Source organism: Acinetobacter sp. YH12117, assembly GCF_013418865.1.
Classification (GTDB): Bacteria; Pseudomonadota; Gammaproteobacteria; order Pseudomonadales; family Moraxellaceae; genus Acinetobacter; species Acinetobacter indicus.
The window spans coordinates 30,568-45,157 of sequence record NZ_VPBF01000010.1; the positions used below are offsets into that span (position 1 = coordinate 30,568).

General features: G+C 39.1%; 12 protein-coding genes and 1 pseudogene. 7 read left to right on the plus strand and 6 right to left on the minus strand.

The annotated features are described in order from the left end of the window. The first annotated feature begins 19 nt into the window (after positions 1-19). From FTU55_RS05515 to FTU55_RS05535, 6 genes and pseudogenes are all read left to right on the plus strand, one after another. Positions 20-3,460 carry a DEAD/DEAH box helicase family protein gene (locus FTU55_RS05515; RefSeq protein ID WP_180046421.1) on the plus strand — a complete coding sequence of 1,147 codons (3,441 nt, stop codon included), beginning with the start codon at positions 20-22 and terminating at the stop codon, positions 3,458-3,460. Between the two features lie 37 nt (positions 3,461-3,497). Beyond that, complete coding sequence (locus FTU55_RS05520) at positions 3,498-6,512, plus strand: TrlF family AAA-like ATPase (protein WP_179990863.1); 3,015 nt, start codon at positions 3,498-3,500, stop codon at positions 6,510-6,512. Between the two features lie 310 nt (positions 6,513-6,822). Then, positions 6,823-7,248: pseudogene (locus FTU55_RS05525) on the plus strand (SAVED domain-containing protein); the annotation flags it as partial. 794 nt (positions 7,249-8,042) lie between these two features. Then, positions 8,043-8,237 (plus strand): hypothetical protein, encoded by a 195-nt coding sequence (locus FTU55_RS05530; RefSeq protein WP_168416552.1) that lies wholly within the window; start codon positions 8,043-8,045, stop codon positions 8,235-8,237. A 150-nt stretch (positions 8,238-8,387) separates the two neighbouring features. After that, a complete protein-coding gene (locus FTU55_RS15120) occupies positions 8,388-8,519 on the plus strand; it encodes a preprotein translocase subunit YajC (protein ID WP_081407111.1) in 132 nt (43 codons plus the stop codon). A 141-nt stretch (positions 8,520-8,660) separates the two neighbouring features. Next, the gene (locus tag FTU55_RS05535; RefSeq protein ID WP_005175999.1) at positions 8,661-9,944 is read left to right on the plus strand and encodes a ribonucleotide-diphosphate reductase subunit beta; all 1,284 of its coding nucleotides are present in this window, start codon (positions 8,661-8,663) and stop codon (positions 9,942-9,944) included. A gap of 148 nt (positions 9,945-10,092) precedes the next feature. Here FTU55_RS05535 and lysM read toward each other — a convergent pair whose 3' ends face one another. The 6 genes from lysM to FTU55_RS05565 all read right to left on the minus strand — a co-directional run bounded on the left by lysM (position 10,093) and on the right by FTU55_RS05565 (position 13,802). Further along, positions 10,093-10,569 (minus strand): peptidoglycan-binding protein LysM, encoded by a 477-nt coding sequence (gene lysM, locus FTU55_RS05540; RefSeq protein ID WP_180046423.1) that lies wholly within the window; start codon positions 10,567-10,569, stop codon positions 10,093-10,095. Between the two features lie 197 nt (positions 10,570-10,766). Beyond that, the gene (gene acpP / locus FTU55_RS05545; protein WP_001279871.1) at positions 10,767-11,003 is read right to left on the minus strand and encodes an acyl carrier protein; all 237 of its coding nucleotides are present in this window, start codon (positions 11,001-11,003) and stop codon (positions 10,767-10,769) included. Positions 11,004-11,086: 83 nt separating this feature from the next. After that, positions 11,087-11,821, minus strand: coding sequence for a 3-oxoacyl-ACP reductase FabG (gene fabG, locus FTU55_RS05550; RefSeq protein WP_168391219.1), 735 nt, complete (start codon positions 11,819-11,821; stop codon positions 11,087-11,089). Further along, complete coding sequence (gene fabD / locus FTU55_RS05555) at positions 11,818-12,795, minus strand: ACP S-malonyltransferase (protein ID WP_163142659.1); 978 nt, start codon at positions 12,793-12,795, stop codon at positions 11,818-11,820. Before fabD ends, fabG begins: the two co-directional genes overlap by 4 nt. Positions 12,796-12,984: 189 nt before the next feature. Beyond that, positions 12,985-13,167 (minus strand): 50S ribosomal protein L32, encoded by a 183-nt coding sequence (rpmF, locus tag FTU55_RS05560; RefSeq protein ID WP_004279227.1) that lies wholly within the window; start codon positions 13,165-13,167, stop codon positions 12,985-12,987. A 77-nt stretch (positions 13,168-13,244) separates the two neighbouring features. Next, positions 13,245-13,802, minus strand: coding sequence for a DUF177 domain-containing protein (locus FTU55_RS05565; protein WP_168391218.1), 558 nt, complete (start codon positions 13,800-13,802; stop codon positions 13,245-13,247). 97 nt (positions 13,803-13,899) lie between these two features. Between FTU55_RS05565 and FTU55_RS05570 the strand changes: the two genes are divergently transcribed. Next, positions 13,900-14,562 carry an elongation factor P hydroxylase gene (locus tag FTU55_RS05570; protein WP_180046424.1) on the plus strand — a complete coding sequence of 221 codons (663 nt, stop codon included), beginning with the start codon at positions 13,900-13,902 and terminating at the stop codon, positions 14,560-14,562. Positions 14,563-14,590: the final 28 nt, after the last annotated feature.

A 14,590-nucleotide genomic window follows, 5' to 3' on the forward strand; every position in this document is an offset into this window, starting at 1 on the left:
ATATTTTGAGGGTATATACATGAGCAACTTTCAGTTTTTAGAGCCTGAGTTTAGCAAGCTAGCACTCACTGCAAAAGAAGCTGAAAAGCTTGTGTATATTTCCCCACAATTTGCCATTGCTGCAGCAAGAACATCGCTGGAAAACCTTGTTCTTTGGTTATATCAATACGATAAAAAACTCACTCAGCCTTATGACCCATCGCTCTATAACCTCATCACCGATGTAAAATTCAAGGAAATTATCCCACCCTACATTTGGGACAAAATGGATAACATCCGCATGGTGGGTAACAGTGCGGTACACGGTAAAAAATTCAAACAACTGACGACTGAAGAAACAGTTAAACACATTAGCCATCTGTTCCTGATCTATGTCTGGTTTGAACGTAATTATGGCTCACCATCAAAAGATCGCTCTCAGACCATTTTATTCAATCCTAGACTGATTCCAAATGCTGACCAAACACAGCAAATGGCAGCGAATCAGGAACAACTGCAAAAAGAAGTTGAAGCCAAAGAAAAAGCATTTGCAGAACAACACAAAGCCTTGCGTGAACGTGAACAACAGCTGTTTGAATTATCGGCAAGTTTGGAAGAGCGCGAAAAACTACTTGCCAATATTGACGCTGAACTTGCTCAAAAACGTGCTGAAGTTGAACAGGCTAAACTTGCCAATAGTCAGATTCCTGATCATACCGACTACAAAGAAGACGAAACTCGTAAACTAAAAATTGATCTTTTACTAGAAGAAGCAGGTTGGGAAATTGGTGTAACTGCAAGAGAGGAAGTTCCAGTTACAGGTATGCCAAGCCCATCAGGTAAAGGTGCTGTCGATTATGTACTGTATGATGCCAATGGCTTGCCTTTAGCCTTGGTAGAGGCTAAACGTACATCGGTTGATCCTGAAGTGGGACAACAACAGGCAAAACTCTATGCAGATTGTCTAGAACAGCAAACAGGTCAACGTCCTGTGATGTTCTACACCAACGGTTATAAAACCCGTATCTGGAATGATGTGCAAGGTGGCCCACCTCGTTTGGTACATGGTTTTTACACGCAAACTGAACTAAAACGCCTAATTGAAAGACGCAAAAATAATCCAGATTTGGGTAGCTTTCCGATCAATGCGGAAATCGTTGAGCGTTATTATCAAACCCGTGCCATCAAAGCGATTTTAGCCGCATTTCAGCGTAAAGAACGTGCAGGTTTACTGATCATGGCAACTGGTACAGGTAAAACCCGTACCGCAATTGCGTTGGTTGATGTACTGATGAAAGCCAATGCTATTCAGAAGGTTTTATTCCTCGCTGACCGTACCTCATTAGTCGTACAAGCCACCAATGCCTTTAAAGCCAATTTACCTGACTCTGCACCTGTTAATTTAGTAGACAGTAAAAATCAAAATGGACGGGTGTATTTATCTACCTATCAAACCATGATGGGACTGATTGATGAAGTGAATGCAGACGGCACACGTAAATACGGTACAGGCATGTTTGACATGATTATTGTCGATGAAGCCCATCGTAGTGTGTACCAAAAATTCGGTGAGATTTTTAAATACTTTGATAGCTTATTGGTTGGTTTAACTGCTACCCCACGCGATGAAGTAGACCGTGATACTTATGCACTCTTTGGTTTGGAAAGTGGTGTTCCAACAGATTATTACGATTTAGACCAAGCCATTGCCGATGGTTATTTAGTTCCACCTAAAGCCTTTTCAGTCCCCTTAAAGTTCATGCGTGAAGGTGTGAAATTTAATGAGTTGTCCGAAGAAGAAAAAGAACACTGGAATGAGCTGGATTGGGGCGGTGATGACGCACCTGAAGAAGTAAATGCATCAAAAATTAATAAGGAACTGTTTAATACAGGCACAGTAGACAAAATGCTGCAGCACTTGATGGAAAATGGCATCAAGGTTGAAGGTGGAGATATGTTGGGTAAAACCATCATCTTTGCAGTCAATCAGAACCACGCCAATTTCATTGCAGAACGCTTTGACAAAAACTATCCGCAATATGATGGTAAGTTCGCCCGTGTGATCACGCATTCAACCAAGTACGCACAAAGCCTGATTGATAGTTTTAGTAAAAAAGAGCTGGCTGATCCACAAATTGCTATTTCTGTCGATATGCTCGATACAGGCATTGATGTGCCTGAAGTGGTCAACCTCGTCTTTTTCAAAGCTGTACGCTCAAAAGTGAAGTTTATGCAGATGATTGGTCGTGGTACACGGCTTTGCAAAGACCTCTTTGCCCCAGGAATGGACAAAAAAGAATTCTATATTTTTGATTACTGCTCAAACTTTGAGTATTTCAACGAAAATCCTGATGGTGCGCCTGTATCTACTGCTGAACCCTTGGGGCAACGACTATTTAAGGCACGTTTAAATCTTTTGAGTTTGTTGAATGCTCAAGACTATCAAACTGAAGAATTGGCAGCCGTCCGTCAAGACATACAACAAAGCCTACAAACTGAAGTGAAATCAATGAACAAAGATAATTTTATTGTTCGTGATGAGCTTGAGTATGTTGAGCAATTCCAAAAAGATGAGGCATGGAACAATTTAGATGATCTTGCTATTGGTACGTTGCGAGAACATATTTCTAAACTTCCAAATGAACTAGAAGCAGAAACACTAGAAGCCAAGCTGTTTGATATGTTGTGCTACAACATTGAACTTGCTGTGTTGAATAAGGATGCCAAAGCGGTACTTGCCTATGCGAATAAAGTGATTGAAATCGCTTCTAAACTGGAAAGCAAAGAGAATATTCCTGTTGTCGCAGCACAGATTAAGTTAATTCAGGACATACAAACTGAAGCCTATTGGGAAGGAATTACAGTCCCTATGCTTGAGTCGATGCGTAAACGTATCCGTGGCTTGGTTAAACTCATTGAAAAAACAACCTCTACGATTGTGTATTCCATGTTAGATGATGAAATCGGTGAAGCAACTGAAGTTGATATTCCAGTGGTTTCAAGTGGGGTAAATATTGCGCAATACCGCAAGCGTGTGGAGAGTTTTATTAAAGCTAATGAAAACCACATTACCATTGCCAAATTAAAACGAGGTTTAGCTTTAACCCCAACCGATTTAAAAGAGCTTGAGCGATTTGTTTTTGAAGCTCAAGAAGTTGAAAGCAAAGAAAAGTTTGAAGAATGCTTCGGAACAGAGCAAAGTTTACCATTATTTATTCGTTCATTGGTTGGACTGGATCGCCAAGCTGTACAGGCGGCTTTCTCTAAGTATTTGCAAGGTACAACCTATAATGAAAAACAGATTCGTTTTGTTGAAATGGTCATTGAACACTTAACCATTCGGGGAACACTACAGCCAGAGCAGCTTTACGAGCCACCTTTTAGTCAAATCCATTTTGAGGGGATTGATGGTGTGTTTACTGGTGGTGATGCTGATAATATTTTAAATGTGGTTGAAGCGTTTAATAAAGCAGTAGCATAGATTTAAATTTGTATTAATTATTTTTTTAGGGGGAAATATGTTTAATAAAGGATCAGAATGGCGTAAATGGGATTTACATATACACACGCCTGCTTCTCTTGATCAAAAATATGGTGGTAATAATGAGGCAACTTGGGAAAAATTTATAACGGATTTAGAAAATTTACCCGAAGAGTTTAAAGTTATAGGTATTAATGACTATTTCTTTATTGATGGATATGAACGTGTTTTAAAAGAAAAAAATTCAGGAAGACTAAAAAATATTGATTTAATTTTGCCAGTAGTTGAATTTAGATTACATGAGTTTGCAGGTGTAGAGTTTAAAAAGCTTAATCGCATAAATTTACATGTCATCTTCTCAGATGAACAAAATTTACCTTTAGATCAAATAAAATCTCAATTTTTAAATAGCTTACAAGCGAAATATATTTTAGAAAAAGAACAAAAACCATGGCACCAAAGTATTACAAAAGAATCAGTCGAAGATTTGGGTCGACAAATTAAGTCATCAGTTCCTCATGAAGAATTACATAAATATGGGTCAGATCTAATTGAAGGATTTAATAATTTAAACTTACATTCGGAGTCAATTCTTGAGGTACTTGATAAAAGTTGTTTTAAAGGGAAATATTTAATTGCTATTGGAAAAACAGAATGGGATGAGCTCAAGTGGACTGATGCTTCGATAGCTGTCAAAAAACATCTAATTAATCAGGCAAATATCGTTTTCACTTCAGCAGAATCTTATGAAGCTTTTGATAAAGCTAAGCAGAAATTACAAGATCATGGCGTCAATGATTTATTACTTGACTGTAGTGATGCTCATAATTTTTCAGAAAAAACATCAGATAAAGATAGAATTGGAAACTGTTTTACATGGATTAAAGCTGATCCAACATTTACTGGTCTAATCCAAGCTACCTTAGAGCCTCAAAATCGTATTTATGTGGGGGAAGTCCCTGAAAAAGAATCGTTAAAAAAAGGAAAAGGTAGTTACTTTATTGATCAAATTGAAGTTGTAAAAAAACCTACAGCTGTGTGTAATCACAAGTGGATTGATGGAACTAAATTAAATTTAAGCCATGATTTAGTGGCGATAATAGGTAAAAAAGGAAGTGGAAAAAGTGCTCTTGCTGATATTATTTCGTTATTAGGGAACTCTAAATCTAGCAGTAATTACTTTTCCTTCCTTAAAGAAGGACGATTTAAAGGCAAAGGTGGTTTTGCATCAGATTTTGAAGCTACATTAACTTGGTTGAACGGTACTAAAGATACAAAAACTTTAGATGCTAGTATTGATCATGAAAGTACTGAAAGAGTACGTTACATACCTCAAGCTTATTTTGAAAAACTATGTAATCCTGATAATGGAGATAATGAATTTCAACAAGAATTGAATTCCGTTATATTCTCTTATTTAACAGAGGAAGAAAAAAATGGTTGCTCGGATCTTGAAGAATTAATCAAATTAAAAGAAAGTTCATTAAATGATCAATTATTTTTATTGAAAGCCAAATTAAACAAATTAAATTCAGAAATTGAAGCGTACGAAGCTCAATCACAGCCAAAGGTAAGAAAACTTTTGGAAAACAAAAGATTATTGAAGCTACAAGAACTTCAAGATCATGAATCTATTAAGCCTGTTGAAGTTCCATGCCCTAGTGAAAACTTAACTCCAGAGCAATCAGCTTTAAAAATTCAGATGGAATCTGTCAATTCAAAAGTACTTGGATTCTCAAAAAAAATTGATACTTTGAAAGATAATATCAAAGAAAGCCAAGCAAAAATATTAATTACGAATAAGATAATAGAAAAAAATGATGCTTTAATAAAATATATTGAGGATTTTAATGAGGATATAAGTAAAGATTTAGAAAATCTTGGAATTGAAAATAACATCATTCAGTTCAGTACAAATTTGGAAAGAGTATTAGGTATGAAAGCTGAATTAGAAAAAGAAATCCCTAACAAATTAAAAGAAATTAGTACATTGGAGTCCTCGATTAAGAAGTGTAATGAAACTATCCAGAGAATAAATAGTGAATTATCAGAGCCATTCAAGAAATATAATAGCTACCTTGAGGTGCTTAAAACTTGGGAAGTGAAGAAAAAACAGTTAGAAGGTGATGAACTTATACCTGATTCACTTCATGGGATACAGCATCAAATTACAATATTTAATAATTTGCCTAATCAACTAGCAGAGAAAAAAAATGAGCGTAAAAATATCGCAAGCTCAATATATAAAATCTTAGAGTCAAAGAAGTTACTAAGAGAGTCGCTTTATGAGCCTGTTCAGAAATCAATTGAAAAAAATAATTTTATAAATACAAAGAATAAGTTCGAGTTTGTATCTAAATTAAATTTTTCTTTTGAAGAGTTTCTTGAGAATTTAACTTCTCATATTCTGCAACGTAGATTGGATTTTACGCCAGATAGGATTAAACATACTTTAGAAGAATTATCTCAAGATAAAGATTTAGAAAAACTGGAAGGAGTCATTGATTTTATAGAACAGCTTATTGATAAATTAAATGAAGCTAATGAGGAGATTGGTATCTCTGAGATGGTGAAAAAAAATATTACTCCGAAAGATGTTTATAATTTTATATACGGATTAGACTTTATTAAATCTAAATACTCATTACGTTTTCAAAATGTAGAAGTTGAAAAGTTATCTCCTGGACAACGTGGTGCATTGCTATTGATATTCTATTTATTGGTAGATAAAGATAAAACACCTATCATTCTAGATCAGCCTGAAGAAAACCTTGATAACGATACTGTTGTAAACTCGTTAGTTCCTATTCTTAATGAAGCTAAAAAGACTAGACAAATTATTATGGTTACTCATAACCCTAATCTAGCAATAGTATGTGATGCAGAGCAAATTATTTATACTAATTTTGATAGGGAAAATAATTACTCCATCCATTATAAATCTGGTTCTATTGAAAGTTACGAGTTAAATCAACATGCTGTTAATATTTTGGAAGGAACTTTAAATGCATTTAATAATCGAAGTAGTAAGTATTTAGGTGTAATTGGGTAATCCTCCCATAAATAACCGAAGTTAAAAGTAGAGGTTAAGCATCCATTATAGGCAGCCAACTTGTAAAAGTCCTCTGCCATTATCTAACTAAATGGTGTCTACAAAATCGGTGGCTATTCATCAGAAGCTTTGGGCGTTTCCCGCTCGCATATCTGAGCTGAAGAACAAAGGCTGATTGGTTTTATGTGAACTTCTTAAATCCATCTATCGTTGAAAGAAGAGAATCTAAAGCTTCAGCTTCGTTTATTTCCTTTAAGCGGAACAAATTTGCAATTGAGATCATTTTCTTTACACGAATTCTAATTTGAGGAGAAAACATAACGGTACTTCTTACCGCACTAATAATCATCAGCATCATGAAGGAAATTTTTTTACTAAAATAGAGCCTTTTGAACAACAAGGCAAAACTGAAGCGATTATTACTATTGGATTCCCTACCGCTATAGGTAACGATATCGAATCTGCTAGTCTTGACGTAAAAGGATTACCTAGATTGAATTTAGAAAGCACCAATGTGATTGATAGCATTGAAACTCTGAATCTTGCAGTTAGAGAGACTAAATCAGCTCTAGTTTCTTTCAAATCCAACAATCAATTGTCCAAGTTGCATCTCTTTATTAAAGCCCCCTCAGTATTTGCGATGGTCTTGGGACATCGTTTGAATGGGATTTGTGATATTCAACTTTATGATTGGATAGATAGGCAATATATACCTACTGTTATGCTTCAATCGTAAAAATAATTAAGCTGACGATTTTGCTTAGGATGCATACATAAGACTTCTTGCGTTAGTCAAAATTTAAACAGCCCAAAGCTACATTTTATAAGGTTTTAGCCAATTCAAAAATTTGGTAAAACGATACTTTCGCAAGAGGTCTATAGTGTCCAATAAATCATTATTCTAATTAAGGACATATCAACCCATACAATATGTCCTTTTTTATTGCTATAAATTTCTTAATCAATCGCTTTTTTTAATTACTTTACTACTTTTATTGTTTTTTCAATTCGTATACATTATTTGAGATGACACAATTTGAGCACCGTATCTTTCTTACTATATGAAAGTTGTTTAAAACTCTACATTGCCCAAGTTATTTAATTGTTTTCTCAAAGTGTAATTTATCGACCAACACAATATATAGTTTTTTTCAAGACCCTATACACCATATGATGTGTTCTATATAATCAATGCAATGGAACCACTATTTAGTTCCAAACAAGATACTGAAGCTTGTTGGTAGAAGGTGCTTTTTAATTAAAGAAAGTTTCTTCACTTATTGGCATGAAAAAATGTATACATTTTTTCACTATTTTTAGTGTAGATACTATTGTATCTAATTGTAATTTAGGAAATTTATCCAATGTATACATTTTTAACATAAGCAGAATGTCAATAAGTTAGCCAGATTAGGAATCAACCGAGATTTATCTCTTCATTGCGAATTAGCAATGGTTGATTCTTATGAGTGGTTAGCATAAGAACTCACTTTTGCTAATTCGTTATGCTTGATTCCGTTAGGAGTGAACATGCCGAAGAAGTTAAAAGATTTTCGAAAGAAAGTACGTGTGGTTTTTGAAGAAGCTGAAAGATTGATATATCGAGTATTACTAGTTATGTATCTACTAACAGGTAGTCCTGTTGGACAAGCTTCCAATCTCCATAGCTCAGATAATGAAGAGCAAGTAAATACTGAGGTAGTTACTGCTAAGAAAGAAATGTAATGTTGAATTATATTTTCAATCCCCCTAAATCCCCCTTTTCCAAAGGGGGACTTCCCAAGATCAGATTTGATACGCGGGAAGGCCTTTCTTTATTAAAGGAGGGGTTTGGGGAGGATTTTAAAGTATTTGAAAATAACACAGGAAAAGACCATGCCTCATATGACTCATAACTATATGTTAGGACTCGCGGTTCTGGTCTTTTCCTTTATTTTCTTTTACACGCCGATGGTCTATGCCTTTTTGGCCATTCGCAAACAGAAGCGAAAGCAAAATAAGTCTTGAGGATCGTGTTCTACGTACATTTTTAGAACAAGCATCGGCAAAACTTAATTTTGCTTTCACAAATTAAGCGTATAGTAAGACATCTCCCCTTCGTCGTGAGATGTCCAATAAAAGATATAAAGCAACGAAGAGAGAATTGATATGTCTATCCTAAGTTGGGACGATTTCGAAGATGATTCGCAAAAACCGGCTGCTCCTGAACACCAGCCTACGCCCGTCGAACCGCAAAAAGCGGCTAATCCGCAAGTGGTACCTGCTGCAGAGCAACCACAGACGCATGTGGCAGCTGCACAACCCGCTGCAACCCCTCGAAGCGGATCAGCAAATTCAACCGATTCGCTGGCAAGAGCATCTGCTTCCCTAGAACAGCTTGACGTGGCGCCTGGCCTGGAAGAGCTGGAAATGGGTGCAGGACGCGTACAGGTTGATGACAAACGTATGATCAACTGCCGCGCTGACTTAAACCAGCTGGTGCCGTTCAAATACGAATGGGCTTGGCAAAAATATCTGGATGGTTGTGCCAACCACTGGATGCCACAAGAAATCAACATGAACCACGATATCGCGTTGTGGAAGTCTGAAAATGGCTTGACTGAAGATGAACGTACCATCGTGATGCGTTCACTGGGCTTTTTCTCGACTGCTGACTCACTGGTGGCCAATAACCTGGTTCTGGCGATCTACCGTCACATCACTAACCCGGAATGCCGTCAGTACATCTTGCGTCAATCGTTTGAAGAAGCGATTCATACGCATGCGTATCAGTACTGTATCGAATCTTTGGGCATGGATGAAGGCGAAGTCTTCAACATGTACCGTGAAGTACCATCAGTCGCACGTAAAGCAGCTTGGGGCTTGAAATACACCCAGTCTTTAAGCGACCCAACCTTCAAAACCGGTACGCCTGAAAACGACCAGATTTTGCTGCGTAACCTGATTGCATTCTACTGCGTACTTGAAGGTATTTTCTTCTACTGCGGTTTCACGCAAATCCTGTCAATGGGCCGTCGTAACAAGATGAATGGTGTGGCGGAACAGTTCCAGTACATCTTGCGTGATGAATCAATGCACTTGAACTTCGGTATCGACATGATCAACCAGATCAAGATCGAGAACCCGCACCTGTGGACCGCCGAGTTCCAGCAAGAAGTGATTCAAATGATTCTTGAAGGCACCATGCTTGAGATTGAATATGCACGTGATACCATGCCACGTGGCGTATTGGGCATGAACGCTGGCATGATGGAAGAATATCTGAAGTTCATCTGTAACCGCCGTTTAAGCCAGTTGGGCTTACCTGAGCAGTTTAGCGGTGTGACCAACCCGTTTGCCTGGATGTCTGAGATGATGGACCTGCGTAAAGAGAAGAATTTCTTCGAGACGCGTGTAACGGATTATCAGACGGGCGGTGCGTTGAGCTGGTAAAAGTTTATGATTAAACCCTCCGAAGAGGGTTTAATTTTTTCAGCACTATAAATAAGCTGAATTCATCTGCGAATAAAAAATATAAATTCGCACCCTCTTGAATACAAAAAAGATGCGATACGCGTCTTTTTATAAAAATTCTGAATCTTTAAGCCGGAATACGTAACACCTGTCCAGGGAAAATATCATCCGCATCTTTTAACAAAGGACGGTTGGCTTCAAAGATTTTATTATACTGATTAGCATCACCATAAAATTCTTTTGAGATTTTAGACAGGGTATCGCCTGATTTAACTGTATAGAATTTACTTTCTGGTTCTGGCGTTGCCACAGTCATCTGATCATCCACTTGCGCGACATGATCAATATTTCCCACCGCCAGTACAATTTTCTCACGATCAGCCTGGCTTTGTACCTGTCCTTTAATCGTGGCTAAATCGGTCTTGCCATTGTAGTTCACAGAAAGGCCCTTAATTGGTAAGCCTAAAGATTTAATATGTCCCAATAATTTATTGGCCATTTCCTGTGCAGACGGTTCTGCTGGCGCCGCCGGTGCTGCCGGTTGTTGCTCTGCCGGGGCAGTGTTTTTCTTACCAATACCTTTTACAAAATCAAAAAGTCCCATTGTTATTCTCCAGCTTTTATTTGATGCAATTGATTTTTATCAATCATTTGGAATTGCGTGCTTTCTTTTTATAACGAAAAAATACACAGGAGAGCGTTGCGCTTGGTTAGATAAAAGTAAGCTTATGTAATTTCGGCCGGCCATAAAAAAACCACCCAAAAGGGTGGCTTTTCTTAGCATCTGCTAAAAATCTTTAATTAACCAAGTTTTTTAGTCACATAGTCAATTGCAGATTGAACAGTTGTAATTTCGTTTGAATCTTCATCAGGAATTGTGATGTCGAAATCATTTTCGAAAGACATTACAAGTTCAACCAGGTCCAGAGAGTCTGCACCTAAGTCATCCATGAAAGATGCTTCGTTTTTAATCTCTTCAGCTTTAAGACCAAGTTGTTCAGCAACCGCTTGTTTAACGCGTTGTTCGATATCGCTCACAGGAATTCTCCTCATTGCTTGTGGCGTTTTTAATGCCGTTAGTTTAATTGAATCTATAAGTTTTTGAAAGTTTATACATGAGCTTAATTCATGTATAAACCACCATTTACATGTAACACTGTACCAGTGATGTAACTTGCTTTATCAGAAGCCAAGAAACTCACTGCATTGGCGATATCTTGTGGATCACCTAAACGGTTTAATGCCACTTGCTCACTCATTTTTTTGCGAATTTCTTCACTTAACTGTTCGGTCATTTCTGTTGCAATAAAACCGGGTGCAACAGAGTTGACCGTAATTTGACGGCTGCCCATTTCCTTGGCCAGGCTGCGGCTAAATGCCTCAATCCCTGCTTTGGCCGCAGAGTAGTTGGCCTGTCCCGGATTGGCAAAGTGTGCCACCACTGAACTAATATTAATAATGCGACCGAAACGCGCTTTGGTCATGCCTTTCAGTACACGTTTAGACAAACGGTAAACGGCTTTCAGATGGATGTTGAGAATATCATCCCAGTCATCTTCAGACATACGCAGTAACAAATTATCTTTGGTAATACCGGCGTTGTTCACCAAGACCAGTACCGGACCATAGTTTTGTTCGATGTCCGAAATGAGCGCCTCAATTGCCTCGCCATTACGTACATCCAGGACTTTACCTGCACCCTGTTCACCAAAGCCTGTGCTCAGTTTTTCTGCACCCGCTTCAGAAGTTGCTGTCCCAACCACAAAATAACCGTCTTGAATAAGCTGCTGAGCGATGGCTGCACCAATCCCTCGGCTTGCACCTGTCACCAATGCGACTTTGCGTTCTTGTGTCATGCAATTTTCCCTTCAGCCACTAAAATGGCATTTAAGGCATCCTCCAGACGACTGTTACTGTCAATCGGGAATGCTTTTTCTATGTGAGGTAAGCGTTTTGCAAGGTTCGCCAATACGTTTCCTGGACCACATTCAACAATGTACTGAATGCCCTGGTCTTGCAGGTACTGCATGGTGTTTGTCCATTGCACAGACTGATACAATTGAGCAGTCAAAGCCTGACGCAATTGAGCAACATCAGTTGCTACAGCTGCGCCCACATTTTGTATTACAGGAATGCTTGGTAGCTCAATGGCAGTTTGTTCCAAAGCTTGTGCGAACTGTTCTGCAGCCGGTTTCATCAGTGAACAGTGCGATGGCACTGACACCGGAAGCGCAATAGCTTTGGCTGAATTTTCTTTGGCGAGTGCGATGACTGCATCTACCGCTGCTTTATCACCAGCAACTACCACCTGACCTTGGGCATTGTAGTTGGCTGCTTCAACTGAACCGGTGCCTTGTGCGGTAGCTTGCGCACACAGTTCAATCACTTTGGCATCTCCCAGACCCAAAATGGCCGCCATAGCACCCTGGCCTTGTGGCACAGCCGACTGCATGAGTTTGCCACGCAGATTGACCAGCTTCACGGCATCACCCAGTGATAACGCACCAGCCGCTACCAGCGCGCTGTATTCGCCCAGAGAGTGGCCAGCCAGATATTTGGGTGCTACACCACCCAGCTCCAGCCAGACACGCCATAATGCAATACTGGCGGTCAATAAAACCGGCTGGGTAAATTCTGTTTGATCTAAACCTTCACCACTTTGCGCAATGTGCCATAAATCAAAACCGATTGCGGCCGATGCCTCCGCAAAAGTTTCACGCACACCAGCAAACTGTTCTGCAAGTTCTGCCAGCATGCCGACTTTTTGTGAACCTTGTCCTGGAAACACAAATGCAGTTTTTGTCGCTTGCTCGAATCGTGTAGCAGACATATAAAAATCCTTTCGTGTAGAGCTGTTTTAAACAGGGTACGCCCCTTCAACAGTTCTTTTTTATGTAAGCTGATCGTTGGTGCGAAAATTTAACACTATTTTTCGGGCGAAGTAATTGCGAAAAACAACAAAAAAGGGAGCTTAACGCTCCCATTTTTCTATCAAGCTTGACGCTTAATACATCATTAATTATTCAGCAGATGCTTTAGCGAATAATTGACGACCACGGTAGATACCATCTTTAGATACGTGGTGACGACGATGAGTTTCACCAGTAGCTTGGTCTACAGTTAATGCATTCTCAGTTAAAGCGTCATGTGAACGGCGCATGTCACGGCGAGAGCGACTTTTACGGTTTTGCTGAACGGCCATGATGGCTCCTTACAAATATCGAAAAAATGGATCAGAACAAATTCGATTGTCTTATACGTATGAGTATAACACAAAAATTAGTTAAGTTTACCCTTCAAAGCTGCCAAAACTTCAAACGGATTGTCCCGTTTTTCTTCAACAACTTCTTCTTGAGCGGGTTGGTGCTTATGCTCACAAACATCATGCTTAGGAGACAACGGCATCAACAATAACAATTCATCTTCTATGAGTGCCAGTAAATCAGCGGTGGCAGGTGCATCATATGAACCTTTCGTCGTTGCTTCACTTTCACCTAAGACGATGAAATCAGCATCCTCATCCAAGCGCTCTATCAGTGATTCGTCATCCACAAGGGCAAGATGAAAATCTGAAACGAGTTCAATCTCAACGGTTTCCAGACAACGCTGGCATTCCATTGGAACTTGTGTTTCAACGTGACCATCTAGCCATGCAATGCGATGATAGGCATCCATTGATAGCTTACAGTCTATGTTAATCAATTGATCATCAATTGATCCAACAGCTTCACGAGCAATACGAGCAAAGCGAGACAATGGCAGGGTACCTGACCATGTAAAGCCCTGTTCAGCCCATTTAAACGGCTCAATCTGTGCCGGAAAGGTATTTGCTGACATAATTAAGGCGGCAATTCTACAAATTCATCAGTACTCTGTCAAAGATTAAGATACAATTTTGTACTTATTTAGACAGACCAATTGGGTAAATTAAGTCATGCATCTGTTGCAGCCGCAAACAGAAGTGAATGTTTCATCACTCGTTAGCACACTTTCAACGCTCGATTCTGACATTTCACCTGACCAAGTGCAACTCTCGGACTGGTTGAAATTATCGACAGAATCAGAATACGTCGATTGGCTCATCTTACACTTTAATCACTGGTTTTCCCACCACAATGTCAACCTGGTGCGTGGTGATTTTGAACCGGAGTATTTTCCCGCCACCGCAGACACCCCTGCTCGCATCCAGTTTGCGCATGGTTTCTTTAACAGTGCCCTGCATGAAATCAGTCACTGGACCATTGCCGGTGAGGAACGCCGTAAACAGCCCGATTTAGGCTACTGGTATGCTCCGGATGGTCGCACCAAAGAACAACAAGCACTTTTTGAACAAGTGGAAATCAAACCTCAGGCCATTGAATGGATGTTTGCAACTGCGTTTGGTCGCAAATTCCGGGTTTCTTTAGATAACCTGACCGGTGAAGGCGGCGATGGTGCCTGCTTTAAAGACAATGTTTATGCCCAGGTACAGCGTTATTTTCGTGATGAAGCCAAACTGCCACGCGATGCCAAACGCTTTATTGACTGTATCTGTTTATGTACCCGGCATGGCAAAAGCTTACATAGCGATGAATTTGCAAGAGAAATGCTTGATTAAATTACATAAATCAACGCTCTGGATATAC

Excerpts from the sequence above, each read along its gene's own strand:
- FTU55_RS05515 (WP_180046421.1), top strand. The coding sequence starts at position 20 with ATGAGCAACTTTCAGTTTTTAGAGCCTGAGTTTAGCAAGCTAGCACTC.
- FTU55_RS05520 (WP_179990863.1), top strand. The coding sequence starts at position 3,498 with ATGTTTAATAAAGGATCAGAATGGCGTAAATGGGATTTACATATACAC.
- FTU55_RS05530 (WP_168416552.1), top strand. The coding sequence starts at position 8,043 with ATGCCGAAGAAGTTAAAAGATTTTCGAAAGAAAGTACGTGTGGTTTTT.
- FTU55_RS15120 (WP_081407111.1), top strand. The coding sequence starts at position 8,388 with ATGCCTCATATGACTCATAACTATATGTTAGGACTCGCGGTTCTGGTC.
- FTU55_RS05535 (WP_005175999.1), top strand. The coding sequence starts at position 8,661 with ATGTCTATCCTAAGTTGGGACGATTTCGAAGATGATTCGCAAAAACCG.
- lysM (WP_180046423.1), bottom strand. The coding sequence starts at position 10,569 with ATGGGACTTTTTGATTTTGTAAAAGGTATTGGTAAGAAAAACACTGCC.
- fabG (WP_168391219.1), bottom strand. The coding sequence starts at position 11,821 with ATGACACAAGAACGCAAAGTCGCATTGGTGACAGGTGCAAGCCGAGGG.
- fabD (WP_163142659.1), bottom strand. The coding sequence starts at position 12,795 with ATGTCTGCTACACGATTCGAGCAAGCGACAAAAACTGCATTTGTGTTT.
- rpmF (WP_004279227.1), bottom strand. The coding sequence starts at position 13,167 with ATGGCCGTTCAGCAAAACCGTAAAAGTCGCTCTCGCCGTGACATGCGC.
- FTU55_RS05565 (WP_168391218.1), bottom strand. The coding sequence starts at position 13,802 with ATGTCAGCAAATACCTTTCCGGCACAGATTGAGCCGTTTAAATGGGCT.
- FTU55_RS05570 (WP_180046424.1), top strand. The coding sequence starts at position 13,900 with ATGCATCTGTTGCAGCCGCAAACAGAAGTGAATGTTTCATCACTCGTT.